Raw genomic sequence first — 20,814 nt, 5'->3', positions numbered from 1 at the left:
AGGGTTGTAATTTTAAAAACTAGGCGTATAGTTCGCCACCTGGCTCTAATCTATAGAGCTGTTAATGCTAAAGTAAGTCCAAGTTCCACATAGACAGTTCTCGATTCCCTCGTTACACCATCTCTGCGTCAGCTTTCACCTAGATAGTCATTCAATAGCTTCTCAATTAGATCCCACTACCGTTCTATTCGTCATTTGCTTTCTTTTTAGCGAATTCAAGATAGAGCGACTACTTAAATACAAATGTAATAAATACAAGGCACAGTTATGTCACGCAGAACAACACGACAAACCCATTGGTACCAACTATCACGCGAAAAAACAGTCAATAAACTAAAAGGTAATAAATGCTCAAGATTAAAATAGACTTACACAAAGAAGAGATTTCATGGGTCACCGAGATTCGACAGCTCAATAGCGATATACTCCACCGCCACATATTGCCCAAGCTACAACATCACAGTTATCTCATCGACTTTGAATTTAATGAACGAGAAAGCATCGGAACTATCGTTTCAGGCAACGGAAACACCCTAGGACATTTCACACTCCTATAGCATTTCCCAAAGGCGACAAAAAGAAACATCGCCTAGCTCCAAAGATATAAAAGATGTCACCCTCAATTCGCTCTAGCAGAACAAAATAGAGTAGAAGTAAAACAGATCAGAAACCTAGCCCTTTTTGCATTTCACACGCGGCTAACGCTAGCTAGGTTATCGTGCTTCTATTGAAACCAACTTATATCGAACTCTGAATCACCAATGAGTCATTATCAGTGCATTCATGGACTAATAAGTTAACGGTATCGACCTTAACTTCTGATCAAGAGTATATAAGTGTTCTGCAGCTTGCATGTGTTGAGGGTAATCACTGAATTTCTCACGATTCTCTTCATTCATCTTACATGTCTCATCCACCAGCATTAACTTCCAATACAGCTTTGTTGTATGCAGCATCGCCAGTAAAGGTTTGAATACCTCTTTCTCATAAGCTTGAATCAACTCTTCAATCAACTCGTCACGTTCGTCTTCACTTGCGATTGAACCCTCGGTTGCCGACAACACTTTTTGATACTTCAGGTTTTGTTGCAGCTTATCCATAACCGTTTGGTTTTCTTCCGCTAACTCAACAAGTTTCGACTTAATGATATTTATCCAGTTCGCTTGGCTCAGTACTGTGTCATCAACGTTGGTAAAGTCTTCTCTTATCTGTCGTTCCACATCTTTTTGAGCTTTCTTTAAAACCGCACGCACCTTTTGGAAAGGCAACTGATATTCCTTACTTAGCTCGATAATCAGTTTATGAAAACCACCATTGGGCAGGTGTAAGTTTTCCTTAAACGTCGCCATTGCAGCTTCTTGCTGTTCGGTAAGGTGAGTCATTCTGTTTCCTATTCTTTATCACTTATGGTGCTGAGCCCGGGATCATACCACTATTACCCTCGCTTTTTCGGTAACTTGCTCAGTTACACCTAGGTACGTACTTAATTTCTCTCAACTCGTTATCTTTTGACTAGTTTTCACACTACTTGGCATAAAATGGTAAATCTCATTCGGGGAAAGTTCGTACATTACGCGCTCAGGGTATATCGCCAGACAGGAGTCGTTACTTACATATGAAAGATAACAGCCAGAAGTGAGAAAACACATGACCTATTCAGAATTCAAAGAATCCGATTTGCATAAGTGCGTGAGTATTGGTGCAGAAGCAATGTTATCAGTCGCTAAGTTTGCCTTTAGAGCCTCGACCCTTTTATTTCAATTTTTCCGTTGGCTTGTCGTATCGGCCTATTCTTATGTGATGAAGTAATTCTATATTGGAGTCGTTGTTTTCATTACGACTTATCCAAATACCCAAAAGCGCGCCCTATTAGGTCGCGCTTTTTTTGTGCCCAGTTTTATACCTAGCTTTATGCCAAAAACTCGAGGACATTTGATATTGTCAGTGGCGCTAAATGGTAAAACTGATAATCGAATAAAAACCATACTACACCTGTTCCAACAAAACAGACTTCTAACTTATACAGGTACTAAAATGAAAAAGATTGCACTTAAAATTGTAGGACTAACGGTTTTGGCTTCTGCGCTAACGGGTTGTATCGGCAGTAACGCCGTAACAGGGAAAGTGATGAAATTTAACGTTGAAGTTGTCGATAACCGCTATGCTCGTGCAGGTGTAAACTTCTTATTAGCGCCTGTATACGGTATTACAACCGCAGCCGACTATGTCGTATTCAACTCACTTGAATTCTGGACAGGTAAAAACCCGATCAGCGGTTCACCACACGTATTTGATACAAAAACAGATACTCACTTCAAAGTAAACGATGAGCTAGACCCAAGCCTTAAAGAAGCCCCTGTAGGCCCAATTTCAAACAATCGCACTATTGAAACGGGTGAGATGATTATGATCGACGAGAATACGGTTCAAATGGACATCGTCTATACATCTGGTGAAACGGCTACTCTAACGGGCATCAAAGAGGGTCAAAACGTTAGCTATTACATGGATAGTCAACTTGTATCGCAAACGACTATCGCTGAATTAGAGAAGATTCAAGGCACTGAAGCTTAAGGTTTGTAGCTCACACTGAGTTCAGACTTAAAGAGACTTTGAAGCTCATAAAATAGAAGAAGCCCGGCGATTGCCGGCTTGTTTGTATGTGCTCTATTATTTGTAAGTGTTCTATTGGGACTGAGACTGTGCAAGTCGAATGCTCACCAAACTCGCCACCATAATAGCCAAATAGAAGCTGCCGATAATGGATTCCATAAACACAAAGAATTGAGCAATAGGCAGGGCCGGTGATATGTCGCCATAGCCAACCGTGGTCAAGGTGATAAAGCTAAAGTACATCGCATTGAACAAGTTGGTTAGCCAAATTTGCTCTTCTAACCCATTAAATGCATTAGGGAAGATCTCTAAAATCAACAAGTAGATGGTCGACCAAGCAAACCCTAATAACAAGTAGATACAGATTGACCCGATAATGTGATTGGGCGTCACCGTTTTTGCTTTCATCACCTGTTTTAACGCCGAGTAAATGTGTGAAAACAAAAATACAGCCAACGCTGATAGTGTCACTATCGACAGGTTATAGCCTTCCAAAAACGAAAAAACGCCAGACACTAAAGCCGTAATCAATAACAGTCCATACCAAGAGCGATACAAGGCTCGCTCTTTATGAATACCGACAATTGAACTCGCCAGAGTAATGATGATGAGAAATAGTATTCTTTGGCAAGACAATCGGCGCAAGCATGATTTCTTCTGGAATTTCAAAGGCCGTAACGGGTCTCTGTGTATAAAATTGAGCAGTGCCCATTTGTGGAAGAGATTGAAAACATTCGAGATCGCCACTTTGAATGCCAACCTCAGACGGCTTCCAACGTCCTTGCGTTAATACTGAAAGTAGCTCGTTTATGAAAATGACAGAGAACAATTCAGCGAACTTAAACCAAGGCGCGTTCGTAAATGGCTTCTCGCGAACAAACCACCACTTACCACCTGCGTATTTGGTATAGACATGAGCCCCATTGGATACCAACTTTAACTGTTCACCAAATTGGTCTAACGCACTTTTCAATGAATCCTGCTGGCTTAGCTTAACCACAAACCTTGGAACATAAGTTTGCTTGCAAAAGCTCCACATAAACAACGAGAACTCCTCTCTCGACGCCGACTCCCCCATAATCTTGACCACATTTTTTATGGTGGTCTCTGGGAGGTAATCGTAATGGTCATTGCTGGTGAGAATGTCATTGGGGATTTTGGCACTGCGTAACAAGGTGTAGATTTCACCATCGATATGTTTGAACAGTTCCGCAAACAGCTCTACTTCCTTCTTATCAACCACTGTCATTATCTGAGAGGTATTTGGCATCCTTTCCTCTTAATCTGTTCTTTCAAGAACTCTAATTATCACCTTCTTTAAGATAGCAGAACAAACGACGAGTTACCTAGGCCTACTAACCGAATGTCTCTGTCAAAATAACGAATAAACAAACGGTTAGTAGTTAAACACGTGTTTACTGACTTGGTAGATTACTGAACGGCTAGATCCGCTCGGCGTACCCATAATGCTCGGACATGATCGTAAATCAGATTAAACACAAACGCGTAAATGGTAATAAAAATGGTCACGCCGATATCCATCAAAAATGCCTGCCATAACCCCACATTAAGCAAGTATGCCATCACAGGGATCGTCGCTATCAACAAGCCAGCCTCAAATAGAACTACATGAAAAACACGTAACTTGAGTGAACGCTTGGATTTTTCACCCGTGAAATAACGATCGAAAATACGGTTAAAACAGTAGTTCCAAATCATCGCGATGGTCGCAACAACTATCATGGTTCCTGATAAGGCATTTACATCGTGCTCAGTAAATATCGCTAAACCTATAATTGACAGTGTGACAGCCAATACTTCAAATAATACAGAGTGAAACACTCTTTCTAAGGTACTCATACATTCCTCTAAATAATCTAATGCGTGTTGGATTAGCCGAGATTATGTCACCGGAAACAATAAGAGAAAGTTAACAGCCATCACGATTAGTGATAATTTAAGCATGAATAACCCATTTTGTATTGAGCGAGAGATAGCATGTACAGTTTTGAGCAACTAAAAGTCTTCGTCACAGTGTGTGAAAGTGGCTCTTTCTCTGCCGCCGCACGCAAGTTGAAACGCGCTCAATCCGGCGTCAGCCAGTCGATCGCCAATCTAGAAATCGCCGTCGACCAAGAGCTGTTTAACCGAGAGAAAAACATCCCCGTTTTGACCAATACAGGTAAAGCGCTATTGCCTGTGGCTAAGTCGATTCTTGACCAGCAAAAGTATTTCGATCAAAAAGTAGAATCCCTGACACAGGAAGATGAGCACGAACTGATCATTGCCATTGACGAAAGCATCATAGATAAAAATTTCATCAAGATAATCAGCTCACTAGCCGATCAGTTTCCAGTCACACACTTCGATATCATTACCACCTCAACCTTTGATGTTGAAGATCTAGTAAGACGCGGAAAAGCACAGATTGGCATCATCTACGCGGACGGTGAGCTTAAGGTTGATATGGATTTCTTCTTGCTGGGTCAAGCGCGTTTCCTAACCGTTAGTTCATCCACTCACGAACTGAGTCACATGCCCGTTGTACAAGACTCAGACCTCAAGCGCTATCGCCAATGTGTGCATCGTAGTTCAAAACAGCGCGAATTGTGGTTCACCTACGGTATTAGTTCGATGCTTTGGTATGCGAACAACCACAAGACCATTGTTGATCTCGTTGAGCAGAACGTGGGTTGGGCAAATGTGCCCGAAATGATGGTGATGGAAGGCATTCAAAAAGGCAATCTTGTGGCATTACCTGTCTCACACGAGCATGGTGGTTGGATTACTCCAGTGGGTTGTTTAGTTTCTCGTAGCCACATCAATGGTCCAGTTCTTGCCAGCCTTATTGAGCAGCTTAAGGGGCACTCACTGCAATACAATCAATGGCAAGCAAACTAAGCTCCCTAATCTTCAAACATCGTCAGTTCAGAGATTCAATATCGGCGTGGAACTCACCACTGCTACCTCATTTCTGCTTATCTTGCCGATAAATATCTTTGTCGTCTGGATAGAACACCCTAGTTGATGTCCAAAAGTGACCTAACTACACTGCGATCCCAACGGGTTTGTCTTTTCAAATGAATTTAGGCAGACCCAAATCGCTCTTTAACACCACTGACCCAACTTCAAATCTCCCAGATAAACGCCCTGCCTTGCAGTCGCTTATGCCGGTTTCAAATAGATCACTTTTTGAATATTAATTCGCACCCAGTTTATGAGCGCTCTTCGAGTGCTTTTCTATATCTAAATGAACCTTTTGGAAAATTTGTCGTGAACGTTTTAAGAAATATTTGCCCTGAAAAAATGGGTAAAGAGCGTAACAAACGAGAGTATGATTTACGCGTACTTAATTGTGTCAGTGAAAGCGAATATGAATCGCGTATGGCGGTTTGGAATAGCCTAGCGTTAACTGCTACTCCGTCTGCTTCGGAAACAAAAGGCTTCATCGATGAGTCTTTCAACAAGCTTCAGCAAGACTTGAAAGAAGCTAGCCGTGAGTTGTCGATTAACTACACGGACTTCATCGCAATGGCGCATGAAGAGATCAACTACATTAAGGTGTTTGTTGCTGATAAAACCGCACAATACGGTTGGTACGCTGCGATCGTTCTTATGATCATCGGCACGGTTGCTCTTTGCATTCAGTAGACCAAACTATATGTTAGATAGAGCACCTTAAATGCTCTATCTATAAGCACTACTTTGTGCTGGCGCTTTCACTAGAAAACAGATGACTAACCCCATTTGTTTTCTAGTCTATAACCCCTTCACTCCCCCATTAGAAATAGCAAATCCTTAGTCGCTTGTTTTGGGCTTTCAGCGTGACATATCGCTGACACCAAAGCCAACCCATGAATACCTGTGTTAACCAACTGCGGGATGTTCGACTCGTTGATGCCACCAATCCCAACAATCGGAAGTCTGGTTGTCTCCAAAGCCATTTGAATGCCTTGATAACCCCAATGTTTCTTTAAATTAGTCTTGGTTGGTGTGGCAAAAAGCGCACTGAGGCCAATGTAATCGATCGGCAAACTATCGGCTTCTTGTAGCTGCTGTTCAGTTTCAATGGATAGCCCGAGAATTTTATCCGGACCAATCAGCTGACGCGCCAACTCTGCAGGCATATCCGATTGACCCAGATGCAGACCATCGGCATCGACAGCCAATGCAACGTCTACTCGGTCATTAATGATCAGCGGTACACCTGAGCCAGCCAAAATCGATTTTACTGCTTGTGCTCGCTCAATAAAGGCTCTTACATCCCCATGCTTTTCTCTTACTTGAACCATTGTGACACCACCAGCGACCGCTTGTTCAACCACAAATTTAAGCGTTTCTAAATCTTGTTGGTCATCCGTTACTAAGTAGAGCTTATAAGGGTTCATATCGTACCTTTGGAGCCGATGTTCAAAATTGACGTTGCATTATTTTACCGACAAATCGCATCATGTGCATGGAAGTTAATACTAAATTAGCTCAATTACACACGCACCATCAGATACGCAACTCGTTGAAAGCATACCGAAAAACCTGAGTTTTTTAACTAAAGCGTTACTTATTACACAAAGTGTTCACTTCAAGCATGCCCAGAACGCTGTTTTATGAAATACTCCGCTGTGAAGGAATCAGGTAAATATAGGGATAGTTATGCGCCACCTTTCTATAGCGCTCAAGATCAAGCTGGGTTATGCCATCTGCTTGCTCTTTTTCGTCATTTCAGGCTTTGTGAGTTACAAAGGTATCCAAACCTTGTCGAACGGCTTCAGTCAATACAGTGAACTCAGCCATAAAGCGACACTCTCAGGCAACATTCAAGTGCACTTTCTTCAGATGCGTTTAGCTTCTGAACGTTACTTAGAGTCATTGGATGAACAGTACGAAACGAATTATCAATCAAGTAAACTCGTGATTGATGATCTGCTCAACAACTTAATCCAATCCACCATCAAAACCGATAGCCTAACTAGCCTGCAATTAGTGCAAGACAGCGTTGCGGCCTTTGATGTGGCTTATGGGTCAATGAAGCAGAGTGAACGCCTCATTGACCAACTGGTAAACGTTGAGATGGTCAAACGAGAAACCAACGCACTGAAAGCAGCTCAGAGCTTGTTGTATGAGTCTTACAATAACAATGATCCAAACGCGAGCTTATACGCGGGTATGTTGATGGAGAACTTCCTCGCAGCCAAGATCACGGTGCTCAGTTACTCAAACAACAACGACCTCAAAACCTATGAAGCGGGCAAAGATATCTTTGAATACGCGCTACCAGGTATTGAAGGCGACATTGAATCTCTCAAATCATCACCTTATCAAAGTGAGCTGATTGAAGACTTCTCGAACCAACGCGAAGCGTATGCAAAGGGCTTTGAGCAAGTTCATCAACAGATGATTGAGAACACTCAAAGAACCGCTACCCTCGCCTCTATTGGCGACAGCTTAGCAATTGCGGTCGCGGGTGCTCAGAGTATTCTCGAGCAACAAAAGCAAGCACTCACGCCTGTACTACAAGCCAGTGAAAAGCGCTCGATTCAAATCATCATATTGCTGACGGGTGTTGCCTTAGTTATTGGTATGACGAGCGCCGTGTTGGTGACTCGCTCTATTACCAAAGGCATCGCGCAGGTTAAACAAATCACCAACGAACTTTCTCAAGGCAACCTGAATGTCGAAGTGAACATTGAGAGCAAAAATGAGATTGGCGAGCTGCTGACCAACATGGAGATCACGATAGAATCTCTGCGCGATATCGTTGGCCAAGTAAACCGCTCGAGTGTGCGTATTGGCGAAATGTCAGAATCACTCAATCAAGTGACCAATAACAGCTCGACCAACGCAACACAGTTGAACAGTGAAATGGTCAATATCTCTTCGGCCGTTGATCAATTGGCGTCCAGCACGTCAGAAATTGCTGCAAGTGCTAACCACGCCTCTCAAGTTGCCAACCAAGCAACCGAGAATGTAGCGATGGGACTCAAAGAAGTAGACAAAACACTGCATGAGATTGGCAGCGCCGATGAAAGCATGCAGGTCAGCAGCCAGAAAGTGACTGACCTACACAAAGAGTCGATGAACATTGGTGCCATTCTTGAAGTAATCAAAGGCGTTTCAGAGCAAACCAACCTATTGGCATTGAATGCCGCTATTGAAGCTGCTCGTGCGGGTGAACAAGGTCGTGGATTTGCCGTCGTAGCGGATGAAGTAAGAACCTTAGCTAAGCGTACTCAAGATTCTGCAAGCCAGATTGATGAGCTGATCACCTCGTTACAACGTGGCGCTAAAGATGCCTTAGAATCCATTAAGGTCAGCCACAGCACGGTTTCGGATGCTTCAACCCAAGCGCAACAAGCTTCTCAGAACTTGCATGTGATTAATCAACACATCCAAGATTTGAATCAGGCCAATAGCCAAATTGCAGTGTCCGTTGATGAGCAGGATTGTCTGACTAAGTCACTAGGAGAAAATGCGCAAGGTGCTAATACCATTGCGCAGAGCAACCAAGAGTCAGTCAGCAGTATTTCTGGTGCAGCGAGCGACTTAACTGAGGTTGCTCATCACCTAGAGAGCCAAGTGAATCGATTTAGAACCTAACAAAGCCTGTTGCTAGTCTAACGAAATGGCTAGCTCGACAAGATAATTAGCACGCTTCTGAAGCAATAATAGAAAGGCCCCAAACACATATGTGTCGGGGCCTTTTAGTAAACGAGATAATTTAAATTAGATAATGAGCAAGCTTAGAACTTGGATTGAATCTACTGAATCTTCAGACGTTGAATCAGCGTCTCTTCATCTAGTTGATACAGCTCATCAAGCAAGTTCATTTGCAAGCTACCCGGGCCACGAGATTTCTCAGCAGCAATTTCGCCAACCACACCCAACACCGCTGCAGCAGCCACACCACTGTCATCACCAACAGCAGCAAACGCGCCCGTCAATGCAGTTAAGGTACAGCCCATGCCTGTCACATACGGCATCATTGGATGCCCATTGTTTAACGTCACTACACTGTCTTTCGTGACAACGTAATCCGTTTCACCAGAAATAACGACATTCGCGCCGTATTCAGCGACTAAGCACTGTGCAGCACCTAACGCAGCATCACTGCTGTCTAGCGCATCTACGCCTTTGCTCTGCGCTTGCTCGCCCGCTAACGCGATAATCTCAGACGCGTTACCACGAATGATTAGCTTATCGGCTAAGCGTGCAATTTCACGAGAAGTCTCGGTACGCAGCATACTTGCGCCACAACCCACAGGGTCAAGAACCACAACCTTGTTGTTCGTGTTTGCTTGTTCAACCGCGAAGCGCATTCTTGGCGTCCAAACACTGTCTAACGTGCCAATGTTAGTCACAAGCGCGCCAGAAAATGACATCATCTCTGCCAGTTCTTGTTGTGAATGCGCCATGATAGGAGAAGCGCCAATCGCTAATAAAGCATTGGCAGTGTTGTTCATCACTACATAGTTGGTGATGTTCACAACCAACGGTTTTTGCGCTCGTACATTACGCAGCGATTGAATAATTTGTTCAGTTAGCATGGATTAATCCTTATTCGTTAGAAGTCGCTTTAAACAGCTAGAGAATCATTAAGAGCGTTCAGCCCTTGCTGCCAGAAAGCCACTTCCATACGCGTTGCGGTTTTGAAGATATGAACGATGTTCTGACCGCGCTTGCTGTTGATATCAATTTCAGCAAGCAGCTGATTGAAATACTCTGCACCCGTTGCCACGCCAGCTTGGAACTCTTCACCACCGTAAAGCTGTAGCCAGCTTGCGTATGGGTTGCCTTCTAATACAGTATCGCTACTTTCTAACAGCGCTTTACCAATCACAGCGTAACCAATTGAACATGGAGCCAGTGCCGCATATAAGTCGACAAGATCACCTGTCATGCCCGCATCTAGAACATAGCGTGTGTAAGCGACTGTACCGAAATCTTCAGGTTCATTTTCCAAATCAGATTCCGCTAAACCCCACTGACCACAGTAAGTAACATGATGAGAAATTTCAGAATCTAGCAGAGCATGAACACTTGGCAGCGCACGGCGCATATCAGCCAAGGTTTTAGCCTTGTAAATCGCCAACGCATAAGCACGGGCATACTGTTTTAAGAACAGAAAATCTTGCTTCAAATAATGCAGAAAACACGGTTGAGCGAGTGTGCCGTTAGCCAGCGTTTTAACAAAATCATGCTCGGTGTAGTCTTGCCAATCTTGCTGACACGCTTGGATTAAGTCTTGGTATTTCATAAGATTCCTTAGTCAAAAGTCGGTACGTAATCAGCGGCTTTCGGTAGTGATTTGATGATGCCTTTGTCGAACATGAACTGTGCGTAATCGTCGTAACGTTTCAGGTCAACCGCTGAAGGGCGAAGTGCAAAACGAGTCAGCGTGTCGTTCCATGCGCGTTGGTTAAGCTCGTTGTTCAGCGTATCAGGTGAATACGCAACAAACTCGCTCCATGACTCTTGTGGGTGGTTCACAATGTAAGTGGTTGCTTGTTCCAATGCTTTGTTGAACGCTTTGATCGCTTCATCATCATGCTGCTTTGCGTTCGCAACAAAGATAAGCTCATCGTAAGTTGGCACACCGTGCTCTTCTGGGAAGAATGCTTTTGCTTTAAAGCCTTCAAGAGCTAACTGGTTGGTCTCGAAGTTACGTAAGCCACCCCAGATTGCATCTACCTTCCCTGATGCCAATGAAGACGACAGTGCCCAACCAACATTGATGGTTTGCACGTCTGTAAACTCAACGTTTTCTTGAGCCAGCATGGTGCCAATAGTCGCTTCTTCGTTACCAGCAATCGCAATACCAATCTTCTTGCCTTTCAGATCCGCTAGCGAATCGTTCTTGCCGTTATCCAATACCATTAGTGTGTTTAGTGGCGTCGCGATAAGGGTTGATGCACGAACTAAAGGAAGGCCCGCTGCCACATCCATGGTTAAACTTGGTTGGTAAGTTACCGCTAAATCGACCTTACCTGCCGCAACCAATTTTGCTGGTGAGCTTGGGTCTGCTGGTTCTTGAATTTCAATGTCTAAGCCTTGGTCAGCAAAGTAACCACGCTCTTGAGCGATCACAATCGGGCCATGGTTCGGGTTAACAAACCAATCCAACATCAGTGTCAGCTTCTTTTGTTCAGAATCCGCGAATGCATAACCTGAAACCAATGAAACAAGCAGTGCCACTGCACCTATAAATTTTGTATTTTTCACGGTTAACCTTTCCTTTTGAATATTATTCTTATGTTGAGCGAAGCTTTATTAAACAAGTGTTATTGAGCAAGCCATCATTGGTTCTCCCAAGGGATAGCTTTTTTAAGTAATTTGTCTGTAACGAAGTAGAGCGAGATAGACAGCACCGCCAAGATGAACAAGGCAGCAAACATCTCATCAATGATCATCCGCGCGTTGGCTTGTAGCATTAGGTAACCTAGCCCTTCACTCGAACCCACCCACTCGCCGACTACTGCGCCAATTGGAGCAATAACCACAGCCACACGAATGCCAGATGCCAGGGTTGGCAGTGCAGCAGGCAGTTGGATATGGCGGAGCAATTGCCATTTCGATGCGCCCATGGTCTTGGCGAGGTCAAGATAACCTGCAGGTGTATTACGCAGGCCGTCATAGCAACAGGTCGTCACAGGGAAGAAGATTATGATTGCTGCCATCACCACTTTTGACGCGATGCCATAGCCAAGCCACAGCATCAATACTGGCGCGATAGCAAATACAGGAATCGCTTGACTGGCAATTAAGATAGGCAATAGCCAACGTTTCAACGGGTCAAACATCAACATCTGCAAGGCGAAAAATAGCCCCATAGACAAACCCAGTAACAGCCCAAGTAAGATCTCTTGCGCGGTCACCCAAGTGTGCTTGAGTAACACATCGTAGCGTTCAATTAGCTTGATGAAGACTTCAGCAGGAGCTGGCAGAATGAAGCTTGGCATCTCAAAGATAACCACCACCATTTGCCATAAACCAAGAATCACAGCACTGCTGATAACCAAACGCATAACAGGATTCATCTGACGAGGATGTATAGTGCTAGCTGGTGTGTTGGTTGAACTCGCCACAGCTTCGCTACGTGTTAGATCATTCATAATCACGCTCCAACTGATCTAAGATCGCTTGTTGTAACTCAGCGCATTCACCATCTAACACTCTTGGTGTGGCCGTGTCGGGCACAGATAAAGACTGAGCATTCGCAGGTGTGCCTTGTAACACATACAAGTTGTCCGCCAAACGCACCGCTTCTTGTGGATCATGGGTGATCAGCACAACGGTTTTACCTTTTAGCAGTTCACACGCTAAGCTTTGTAGCTTATGCCTTGTTACCGCATCCAGCGCAGAGAAAGGTTCGTCCATCAGTACAACTGGCTTGTCTTGCATTAAGGTTCGAGCCAAAGCTACACGTTGGCGCATACCGCCAGACAACTGATCCGGCATAGTATCCGCGTAATCAGCCAAGCCAACCGCAACCAGCAACTCCAATGCTTGGTTAGTTTGAGCTTGTTTATTGGATACTTTGCTTTGATGCTTGTCGGCGGAATTTTGAAAGCGATGGCTCAAACACACATTGTCGATAACCGACAACCATGGCAGTAACAAGTCTTGCTGCGCCATGTAAGCGATGCGATCGGTTAGAGGCAGTTCATCAGAGGTTGTTAATGTGCCCTGCCACTCCACCTTGTCGTCCAGCAAGCCTGCCAGATAACGCAATACGGTGGTTTTTCCGCAGCCACTTCGACCGAGCAACACCGTCCATTTACCTGAGTTTAAGCTAAGCGAAAGACCCGATAAGGTTGCGTGTTCGCTGTCGTTATAACGTAAGGAAGTATTGCTGAGTTGAACACCAACCGTATTAACGGACATTACCGTGTCCAGCGAAGAAGTGATTTACCGGGCCATGACCTTGACCAACTTGAAGTTCGTCAGCGTGAGCAATTGCGTGAGAAATGTATTGTTTACCTAGGTCAACAGCCTCTGGAAGCGTGTTGCCTTGAGCTAAGAATGAAGCAATAGCAGAAGAGAGCGTACAGCCCGTGCCATGGGTGTTTTTAGTAGGAAAACGCTTTGCGCTAATCAGAGCAGATGTGGTTGGTAGAATCAGTAAGTCGTTACTGTTTTCATCTTTCTCCAAATGACCGCCTTTCAACAGTATCGCTTTTGCACCTAACGCGCGCAGGTCTTCAATCATGTCCTGCATTTCCGCTTCGCTTTCAGGCACGGCTTTGCCCGTTAGTGCTGCGCCTTCTGGCAAGTTAGGCGTAATGATGTCTGCCAGCGGAATCAGTTCTTGCTTTAGCGTAGTAATGGCTGAGTTTTCTAAGAGAAGGTCGCCACTTGTTGCGACCATTACAGGGTCGATCACTAAGTGTTTAGGTTGGTATTGTTTGATTTTGTCAGCGACAACTTTAATGATTTGCGAATCCGCCAACATACCGACTTTTACTGCCACGATATTCAAATCAGTAAACACTGCATCTAGTTGGCTAGCGACATGCTCAAGTGGGATTGGGAAAATGGCGGACACGCCTTGGGTGTTCTGAGATGTGATAGCGGTAATTACCGAACAAGCGAAACTACCTGTAGCGGACATAGCTTTAATATCAGCTTGGATACCTGCACCGCCACCGCTGTCTGAGCCAGCGATCGTCAATACAATCGGAATGTTCGTACGAATCAAACTATCAGCAGAGTGCTGTGAAACTGAGGCTTTTGGCGTTAAATCTTTTGAAATAGAACTGTGTGTCATTGTCGCTCCTACTATCTTACAAGACATAGGAGAACGAACACCGATCGAAGAAGAAGTCGCATTAGATTCATGAAAAGTCTTCATGATTGCAGACGTAGATCGAGTGCTTATAGTTCCCTACGCCAGTGTTAACTGAATCAGGTTCAACGGGTCTCGATTAACGATCTCAGCAAGTACCAAATAAGATATATGCCCCCCGACTATTGATAGCGATAGTAACAGCACTCTCACAACTGAGATACTGATTTTATTCATTTATAAGATTTACCCTAGAATTATCACCAGCAGATTCAAAAACGGCCCCAAAATTGGAGGCCGTATTTATTAGCATGGTAAATCACATCAGGAATCTAAAATGACACTTGGCTGTCTTGACCAACGGTTACTTGCACGCCGTTTTGAGCTTCGTATATTGCGAACCCAGCAGCTAATGGCGCTGCATTATCTTCATCACTGTCATGCTGTGCGGTACAGGTATAACCCAATGAGTAAGTACCTGGATCAATGAAGCCCAGAGAGAACTCATAGTTAGTCTGTGCTTCATTCATTGTCACTGATGCTGAAGTAATCGGTTTCACTTCATCGCTGCCGCCAATCGGAGCCATGTCAGCTTTATCGACGTTGCCTTCATACAGATAAACCGACTGAACGAACGTGCTATCGTCTGTAGGATTACAAGCTTCGAAAGTTGTGGTGGCAACAGTACCTTCAATGTTTCCTGTCTCAACCGTATTGATAAGGCTTACAGACGTTCTTTGAATGGTGTAATCAGGGAAAGTCGAACTGTTCTTTAGGCCGCGTCGTAGATCGAACTCGACAACAAAATCATTACTTTGTTGGTTCACATTAAATGAGTTATTAAAGTAAAGTACGCCAGCGTTGTCTTCTTTACCCACACCTTGCGGGCACGCGCCTTCGCCTTTCACCGTTAACTCTCGATTCGTATCATCATTTTCTATCACGTAAGATGGATCTGTTGGATGATCGCCATCATTGGCAAACACACACAACTTATAACTACCTACTGGAACCACCTCATTTTCAATCAAAGGAAGCGCATCGCTACCTTGGTAATCCAATAAATTAACACTTAACGGAATAGGATCCGCACCATCGGGTAATGGATCGCCGTTCTCATCAACGTAGTTACCGTTTTCGTCCGTTTTATACACATCATAAATCAGTGGTGAACCTCCCCCTTGAGGAAGTAAAGCTACCTTGCTGAATGTCACGGTGACGTCTTTAACATCATCAATAGGCGCATCACTCACGCTCAAGGTAATGGGTGTCGTGCTGCTTGATGAACCTGAATCACCGCCACAACCGACAAGCCCAGCTAGCACAAGGCTCGCTAAAGCGGTTTCCTTTAAATACTTCATAACTAATTTCCTATAAATCACTGCTCAATAAAGGGCTTAGTTTTTACCCTCTTATTCATTTCCTTAATGTGACTCATAGATAAACCGCGTTTATGGCAAAATCGGTTACCCCTATTATCTAGGGCTTTCTTCATCCAAAAACTCTGTTCATCAAGGTGCACATATCGGGTCGCACATAGGTTAGTTAAGTCTAGTAAGAAAATTGTCAGTAGTCGCACATATTTGGCAAGGTTGCTGTCAATTGTATTGAAATGGTCGGTATGTATAGGGTCGGAGAGGATGGTTGAAAGTACTCAAATCAAAGTCAAAAATCACCACCAAGATCAAAAAAGGCCGTTAAGACAGCCTGTTGCTGAACTTAAACGACCTTTTTATTGAATGAGGATTAAGCTAATTCGATATTAGCTCATTCAAATTCACTTATTTTTGAAGTTGCTCTTTAGCCGCTTCAACCTTAGAAAAATCTAGGCCAAGCTCTTCAACTGCTTCTTTGATCAGTGCAGGGTTTTGCATTACCTGACCCATCAGCATTTGAAGTTTGTCTTGAGGTAAACCAAGTTGGCTGATCGTCGCCATTGCTGCAAGAGGGTTCTCGGTCAACGTTTTGAATAGCTCGCTGATCTGCTCGTCGCTAATATTGTTCTCTTTCAACATTGCTAAAATCGGGTTCATTTTTTTGCCTTTGAAACACTAAATTAAGTAGGAGCACAGCATACCATCTAGCTGTGCTCGATTGTACTAGCAACTTATACTTTGCCTACTGTGAAGTAACGCTAAGCCTAGCGAGACTCTAGTGGGTAAGAGCGGTAGCTCCACATACCATACGTTCTAAGAGCGTCGCGGTAGATACCTAGTAGCTCACCACTGCTCGCCTTCTTAAGATCTGCGAGTGGCTTGTCTGGGTAAGAAACCGTATCAAAGGTGATGCCCTGAGGACCAGTTTGCCAACTAGCAATTTCAAACAGAGTTTGACCACGACGAACATGGCTTGCCGAGCTAATAATGGTCGCGTGCTTAATATCATGACGAGCAAGTGCATAGCTACTGAACAAGGCATTCCCAACCGTGCTGGTCGCGTAATTCTCTTCGATGATGCGATCTTTGCTTACCCCTTTCTCGATAAGCCAATCCGCCATTAACTTACCTTCAGTCTTATGGTTTTTAGGCACGCCACCTGTTAACACGATCATCGCATCTGGGTTCGCTTTAGCCATCGCCAATGTTGTCTCAAGGCGTTCAATTAAGATCTGATGCATTGAGCCGTCTGGATTCAGCGCGTAACCTAGAGTAACGATAGCGCCATGATCATCAAGTAAGCCTTTATCCGCAGACTCTTTCAACGGTGTTTCTAACACGCGGTCGACCGTAGCAAAAATGCTTTTAATGTCTTCTGCTTTACCTTCGTTCAGGCTTTCCAGTTTCTCCATGTGTTTGTTGGATTCACTTTCATTGCCTTCAAATCGCTGCCAAACCGCAAGGTAAGCGTGAAGGTCAACATCGTCTGGTGCAACCGTCAGTGCTTGCTCAAACAACTCAATAGCGCGCTCTGCATTCTTGTTGTAGATCTGAGCGTTCGCTGCCGAGATCAACAAGTCAGTACGGTATGGTTCCAGCTGGTAAGCTTCTAGCAGTCGGTTAGTCACAATTTCCATGTTGCTTGGCATTTTAGCCGTGAAGCCCGCGTGAGAAACTCTTGCCGGAGACTTAAACGCCTGCAACGCATCAAGAAGTAGCTGGTCGACAACTTGTCGCTTAGTCACCAACTGCGTGTAATCTGCAGAAGCCTGCACTGCGCCATCGTTAGCAGCAAAAGAATAAGGTGTTGCGCCAAAAGCGAGCATGCCACCAAGAGCGAGGGCGATAATGTTCTTTTTCATGGAAAGATCCTGTGTCGTTAAGTGTTCACATCAGATTTGCTCACCAATGTAAGCCCCCAAGATTAAAAAACCGTGAACCACACCAGAATCTCCGAGGTTTATATTCATTTGTTGCATAAGGTGTGACAACAGATCACGATTTTGAACTTATCAGCAAGCCTGCGCATCCAGATAATTCTGGTTTGAAGCAGTACTCAACAGTTGTGTTGGAATATCTGACTGCAGATTTCATACACCCTATCCCGCCAAAAACCACCAATTACAAAGCCAAACTCCGCATAAAACAACGAATCAAAGAAGCAGCTTTAAGCTCATTTTTTCAACGACTTAAAATCCAACACACCGAATCACTTGATGCTAACTGTCACTCAAATAACGAAGTCTCAAGCACATTGACTTGGAATACGAATCAACAGATTTTTAAATAATTCAAAATCAATCATTGAACGATCGTTCAAGTGGTGTTTTAATGAGTTACCAATACAAGGAGTTACCCCATGCTTAAGTTCTATTTTCACCAAACACCAAACCCAATGAAGATCGCTCTGTTTCTAGAAGAGACAGGGCTAGATTTTGAACTCGTTCCTGTTGATACCTTAAAAGGCGAGCAACACACTCCGGAATATCGCTTAATAAATCCAAACGGGAAAACACCTGCGATTGAAGACGATGGGCAACGCGTGTTCGATTCTAACGCTATCCTTCTATACTTATCAGAAAAAACCGGCAAGCTTGGTGGTCAGCCAGAAGACAGAGCCGAACTGCTCTCTTGGATGATGTTTATCGCGAGTGGCCTTGGTCCATATTCCGGTCAATCGGTACACTTCCGTCATGCTGCGCCAGCAGGCCTAGATTATGCTGTGAACCGCTACCTACGCGAAGCACAACGTCACTACGAAGTGTTAGAAAAGCATATGGAAGGTCGTGAATTTATCGTCGGAAATGAGTACACCATCGTCGATGTCGCTGCATGGGGTTGGATTGATAAAGCACCTTTCGTGCTTGGTGAAGAAGGCTTAGAGCCTTACCCGAATTTGAAACGCTGGTTTAACGCAATCAACACTCGCCCAGCCGCACTGCGCGCCCGCGAAACTGGCAAAGACGTTGAATTTAAAACCGAACGTGATGAAGAAGCGAAGCGAGCACTGTTTCCTTCGAATTATGCGAAGTAGACAACTTGAAAGTTAACGCTCTACTGAGTGATAGCTAAAACTCAAACATAAAGAGCCGCTAAAAAGCGGCTCTTGATTTTCAAACTTGTTGAAGCAACCATAAAGTGATATTTAAAATTAAATTAAAATCAACAACTTACATAAAACAATCATAAGATGATTTTGTTTAAAACAACCATAAAATGATATTTGTGCAAATTGATAGAATTGGTATAGGGTTCTTGGTAAGAAAGTTACTTACACAACCCATGGTTAGTGGCGCCTTCAGTAGACAGACAAATGTTAAACAACTAGTGGACTCGATAAGCTTGTTAATAAGAGCCTAGCCGACCCACTAAATCCTTTCATAAACTTAAATTTCCGGCAAATTGCCACTAGAGTTTTTCATTTAAAGTATACTAGGAGTACACATAAGATACATTGATACTTCAATGCTGGTTATTCTATTTTAGGATTATGGAAACTGCATCCAAGAAAACTAAAAGAGACCCGCCCTAGTCAACTTCAATTGATAGCTTAGGCTTAGGAATGCATCCTCTCCCATAAATAATTAATCAATGCTAACAAACAAAGATTGAAATATGTTTTATTATAATGTCTATATTTTTCAAACTACATACTAAAGTATTTTTATGCCGTTACCTAAAGGTACTAACAAAACGTTTATTCGCAAAGCCATCAAGCAATGGGGTGACCGATATGATTACTCTTTAGTTCAGTATGTAAACAGCCGGTCTTCAATTATTATAATTTGTAAAAAGCACAAGAAAAAATTTGAACAAACTCCTAAAGCCCATTTTTCTGCAAAACGCCATTGCTGTCCTTTTTGTTATCAAGAAGTGGCAGGAAGCTACCAGAATAAATGGCGAGCACATTATAAACCAGATTCAAATCAAGCCAATTTAAATTGGCATTTACCCATAATCAAAAGCGTTTTTCGTGATTTTTAATCATTTTAGTGATAGGCCTTCGTTTCCTGCCATCATACATATAACTAACGTGCATCTTCTAAACCTATCCATGCTTGTGGTGGACACTAAGTTTTACTTTCAATCAATAGAGAGAGACCTGTACGACTCTACTAAGTCTCCAATAAGAGTTAGTTAAACCTAAACCACCTTCCAACCAAAATATATAATTACAAATACCTCCCAAATTAGTGGTAAGTTTGATAGGATCTACTCATGTCATTTTTAACTTCGAAAAAATCAAAAGAGAATTTAACATAAGTAGAGATACAGGAAAAAACTAACCGAACAATGATCACCTACTACAGTAATTAGGGCTGAAAACCAAAATAGCTGAGATAGAGACTTAAATAAATTACTGTCGCATCCCCTCTCAAAACAAATAACTTATCATGTTAATTATTTCACTCCTATTTATGATGTTATTTCGTTGTGTTTATACTTGGAAAATATTGTGAAAAAAGAACACCTAGCTATAGCAATCTTGCTATCTTTTAGTACTGGAGCCTTTGCGAGCAGTAATACATCATATTATGATCGAGTAGATGTAGGCAATGGAATAGATTATATTGAAAACGAAAATGGTAAGTATGCTGAATCCTTTAACAAGGCAGATCAAAGCTATAAATATACTCCAAGATTATCAAAAGGTTGGATATTAGGACCTACGGTATCAGATGCTAATAACCAAAACATCCTATCAAATGCTAAATACTGCGAGAGTCTACCTGGGAATTATCACCCACCAACGCCTGAGGAAGTAGAGAACCTTATGTTCTTCTTAAATAAAAATGATGAAGGTGCAGTAAACGTAATTAATAGTCTTGGATTCCATAGTTTTGGAATAAACATGGCATTAACTCAAAAATTATTGTTTAGTAATGATCCTAGCAAAAGCTGGTTTATCTATTGGTATTATGATCTTAATAACCAAACTTCGGATGATGCCAAATATGGTGTACTAACTGAAGACTCTTCTGAAAGTACTCATTATTCATGCGCTCCTGATCTTTAAAAACAAACCGCCTTCTTATAGAAGGCGGC

21 protein-coding genes, 2 pseudogenes and 1 riboswitch are annotated in these 20,814 nt (G+C 43.2%); of the genes and pseudogenes, 9 read left to right on the top strand and 14 right to left on the bottom strand.

Annotated features, from left to right (window positions below):
- The first annotated feature begins 347 nt into the window (after positions 1–347).
- Positions 348–557: a hypothetical protein gene (locus BCU34_RS18765; protein WP_004731601.1), complete on the top strand. Its 210-nt coding sequence runs from the start codon at positions 348–350 to the stop codon at positions 555–557.
- 231 nt (positions 558–788) lie between these two features.
- Here the strand turns inward: BCU34_RS18765 and BCU34_RS18760 are convergent, their stop codons facing one another.
- Positions 789–1,382 carry a hypothetical protein gene (locus BCU34_RS18760; RefSeq protein WP_102432290.1) on the bottom strand — a complete coding sequence of 198 codons (594 nt, stop codon included), beginning with the start codon at positions 1,380–1,382 and terminating at the stop codon, positions 789–791.
- Positions 1,383–2,034: 652 nt separating this feature from the next.
- Between BCU34_RS18760 and BCU34_RS18755 the strand changes: the two genes are divergently transcribed.
- Complete coding sequence (locus BCU34_RS18755; protein WP_102432291.1) at positions 2,035–2,574, top strand: DUF3332 family protein; 540 nt, start codon at positions 2,035–2,037, stop codon at positions 2,572–2,574.
- 111 nt (positions 2,575–2,685) lie between these two features.
- On the opposite strand, the pseudogene BCU34_RS18750 reads toward BCU34_RS18755, so the two are convergent.
- The 3 genes and pseudogenes from BCU34_RS18750 to BCU34_RS18740 form a co-directional block, all read right to left on the bottom strand.
- A pseudogene (locus tag BCU34_RS18750) lies at positions 2,686–3,234 on the bottom strand (potassium channel family protein); the annotation flags it as partial.
- A 1-nt stretch (position 3,235) separates the two neighbouring features.
- Positions 3,236–3,862, bottom strand: a pseudogene (locus BCU34_RS18745) (AraC family transcriptional regulator); the annotation flags it as partial.
- 182 nt (positions 3,863–4,044) lie between these two features.
- Positions 4,045–4,473 (bottom strand): PACE efflux transporter, encoded by a 429-nt coding sequence (locus BCU34_RS18740; protein ID WP_102479285.1) that lies wholly within the window; start codon positions 4,471–4,473, stop codon positions 4,045–4,047.
- A 138-nt stretch (positions 4,474–4,611) separates the two neighbouring features.
- Here BCU34_RS18740 and BCU34_RS18735 point away from each other — a divergent pair, with 138 nt between their 5' ends.
- Together BCU34_RS18735 and BCU34_RS18730 are read left to right on the top strand one after the other, a co-directional pair.
- The gene (locus BCU34_RS18735) at positions 4,612–5,514 is read left to right on the top strand and encodes a LysR family transcriptional regulator (RefSeq protein ID WP_102479286.1); all 903 of its coding nucleotides are present in this window, start codon (positions 4,612–4,614) and stop codon (positions 5,512–5,514) included.
- Between the two features lie 405 nt (positions 5,515–5,919).
- Entirely contained in the window at positions 5,920–6,264 is a 345-nt protein-coding gene (locus BCU34_RS18730; protein WP_048659932.1) for a hypothetical protein, read from the top strand.
- A gap of 119 nt (positions 6,265–6,383) precedes the next feature.
- Here the strand turns inward: BCU34_RS18730 and thiE are convergent, their stop codons facing one another.
- On the bottom strand, positions 6,384–7,001 hold the full coding sequence (gene thiE, locus BCU34_RS18725) for a thiamine phosphate synthase (RefSeq protein WP_102479287.1): 618 nt from the start codon (positions 6,999–7,001) through the stop codon (positions 6,384–6,386).
- 262 nt (positions 7,002–7,263) lie between these two features.
- Here thiE and BCU34_RS18720 point away from each other — a divergent pair, with 262 nt between their 5' ends.
- A complete protein-coding gene (locus BCU34_RS18720) occupies positions 7,264–9,207 on the top strand; it encodes a methyl-accepting chemotaxis protein (RefSeq protein ID WP_102479288.1) in 1,944 nt (647 codons plus the stop codon).
- A gap of 161 nt (positions 9,208–9,368) precedes the next feature.
- On the opposite strand, the gene thiM is transcribed toward BCU34_RS18720, so the two are convergent.
- From thiM to BCU34_RS18675, 9 genes are all read right to left on the bottom strand, one after another.
- Entirely contained in the window at positions 9,369–10,154 is a 786-nt protein-coding gene (gene thiM / locus BCU34_RS18715) for a hydroxyethylthiazole kinase (protein WP_102479289.1), read from the bottom strand.
- Between the two features lie 29 nt (positions 10,155–10,183).
- Positions 10,184–10,864 carry a thiaminase II gene (gene tenA / locus BCU34_RS18710; protein WP_102479290.1) on the bottom strand — a complete coding sequence of 227 codons (681 nt, stop codon included), beginning with the start codon at positions 10,862–10,864 and terminating at the stop codon, positions 10,184–10,186.
- An 8-nt stretch (positions 10,865–10,872) separates the two neighbouring features.
- Entirely contained in the window at positions 10,873–11,829 is a 957-nt protein-coding gene (locus tag BCU34_RS18705; protein WP_102479291.1) for an ABC transporter substrate-binding protein, read from the bottom strand.
- 74 nt (positions 11,830–11,903) lie between these two features.
- Positions 11,904–12,719: an ABC transporter permease gene (locus BCU34_RS18700; RefSeq protein WP_102479292.1), complete on the bottom strand. Its 816-nt coding sequence runs from the start codon at positions 12,717–12,719 to the stop codon at positions 11,904–11,906.
- Positions 12,712–13,491: an ABC transporter ATP-binding protein gene (locus BCU34_RS18695; RefSeq protein ID WP_102479293.1), complete on the bottom strand. Its 780-nt coding sequence runs from the start codon at positions 13,489–13,491 to the stop codon at positions 12,712–12,714. Before BCU34_RS18695 ends, BCU34_RS18700 begins: the two co-directional genes overlap by 8 nt.
- Positions 13,481–14,374: a bifunctional hydroxymethylpyrimidine kinase/phosphomethylpyrimidine kinase gene (gene thiD / locus BCU34_RS18690; protein WP_181360371.1), complete on the bottom strand. Its 894-nt coding sequence runs from the start codon at positions 14,372–14,374 to the stop codon at positions 13,481–13,483. Before thiD ends, BCU34_RS18695 begins: the two co-directional genes overlap by 11 nt.
- Before the next feature lie 97 nt (positions 14,375–14,471).
- A riboswitch (TPP riboswitch) is annotated at positions 14,472–14,583 on the bottom strand.
- Between the two features lie 141 nt (positions 14,584–14,724).
- A complete protein-coding gene (locus tag BCU34_RS18685) occupies positions 14,725–15,753 on the bottom strand; it encodes a DUF4382 domain-containing protein (protein WP_102479294.1) in 1,029 nt (342 codons plus the stop codon).
- A 420-nt stretch (positions 15,754–16,173) separates the two neighbouring features.
- A complete protein-coding gene (locus tag BCU34_RS18680) occupies positions 16,174–16,425 on the bottom strand; it encodes a DUF2999 family protein (RefSeq protein ID WP_004731647.1) in 252 nt (83 codons plus the stop codon).
- A 107-nt stretch (positions 16,426–16,532) separates the two neighbouring features.
- Positions 16,533–17,630: a YdcF family protein gene (locus BCU34_RS18675; RefSeq protein WP_102479295.1), complete on the bottom strand. Its 1,098-nt coding sequence runs from the start codon at positions 17,628–17,630 to the stop codon at positions 16,533–16,535.
- Between the two features lie 122 nt (positions 17,631–17,752).
- Here BCU34_RS18675 and BCU34_RS18670 point away from each other — a divergent pair, with 122 nt between their 5' ends.
- The 4 genes from BCU34_RS18670 (at position 17,753) to BCU34_RS18655 (ending at position 20,785) form a co-directional block, all read left to right on the top strand.
- Positions 17,753–18,058 carry a hypothetical protein gene (locus BCU34_RS18670; protein ID WP_102479296.1) on the top strand — a complete coding sequence of 102 codons (306 nt, stop codon included), beginning with the start codon at positions 17,753–17,755 and terminating at the stop codon, positions 18,056–18,058.
- A gap of 69 nt (positions 18,059–18,127) precedes the next feature.
- Positions 18,128–18,802, top strand: a complete 675-nt coding sequence (locus BCU34_RS18665) for a glutathione S-transferase family protein (RefSeq protein ID WP_102479297.1) — start codon at positions 18,128–18,130, stop codon at positions 18,800–18,802.
- A gap of 632 nt (positions 18,803–19,434) precedes the next feature.
- Positions 19,435–19,752, top strand: coding sequence for a hypothetical protein (locus BCU34_RS18660; RefSeq protein ID WP_133148552.1), 318 nt, complete (start codon positions 19,435–19,437; stop codon positions 19,750–19,752).
- A 472-nt stretch (positions 19,753–20,224) separates the two neighbouring features.
- Positions 20,225–20,785: a hypothetical protein gene (locus BCU34_RS18655; protein ID WP_102479462.1), complete on the top strand. Its 561-nt coding sequence runs from the start codon at positions 20,225–20,227 to the stop codon at positions 20,783–20,785.
- The last annotated feature ends 29 nt before the right edge of the window (positions 20,786–20,814 follow it).

The organism is Vibrio sp. 10N.286.45.E10, assembly GCF_002874195.2.
Taxonomy (GTDB): Bacteria; Pseudomonadota; Gammaproteobacteria; order Enterobacterales; family Vibrionaceae; genus Vibrio; species Vibrio crassostreae.
The sequence above is the reverse complement of the archived record's forward strand: the minus strand, read 5'-3'. Positions and strand labels throughout refer to the sequence as shown.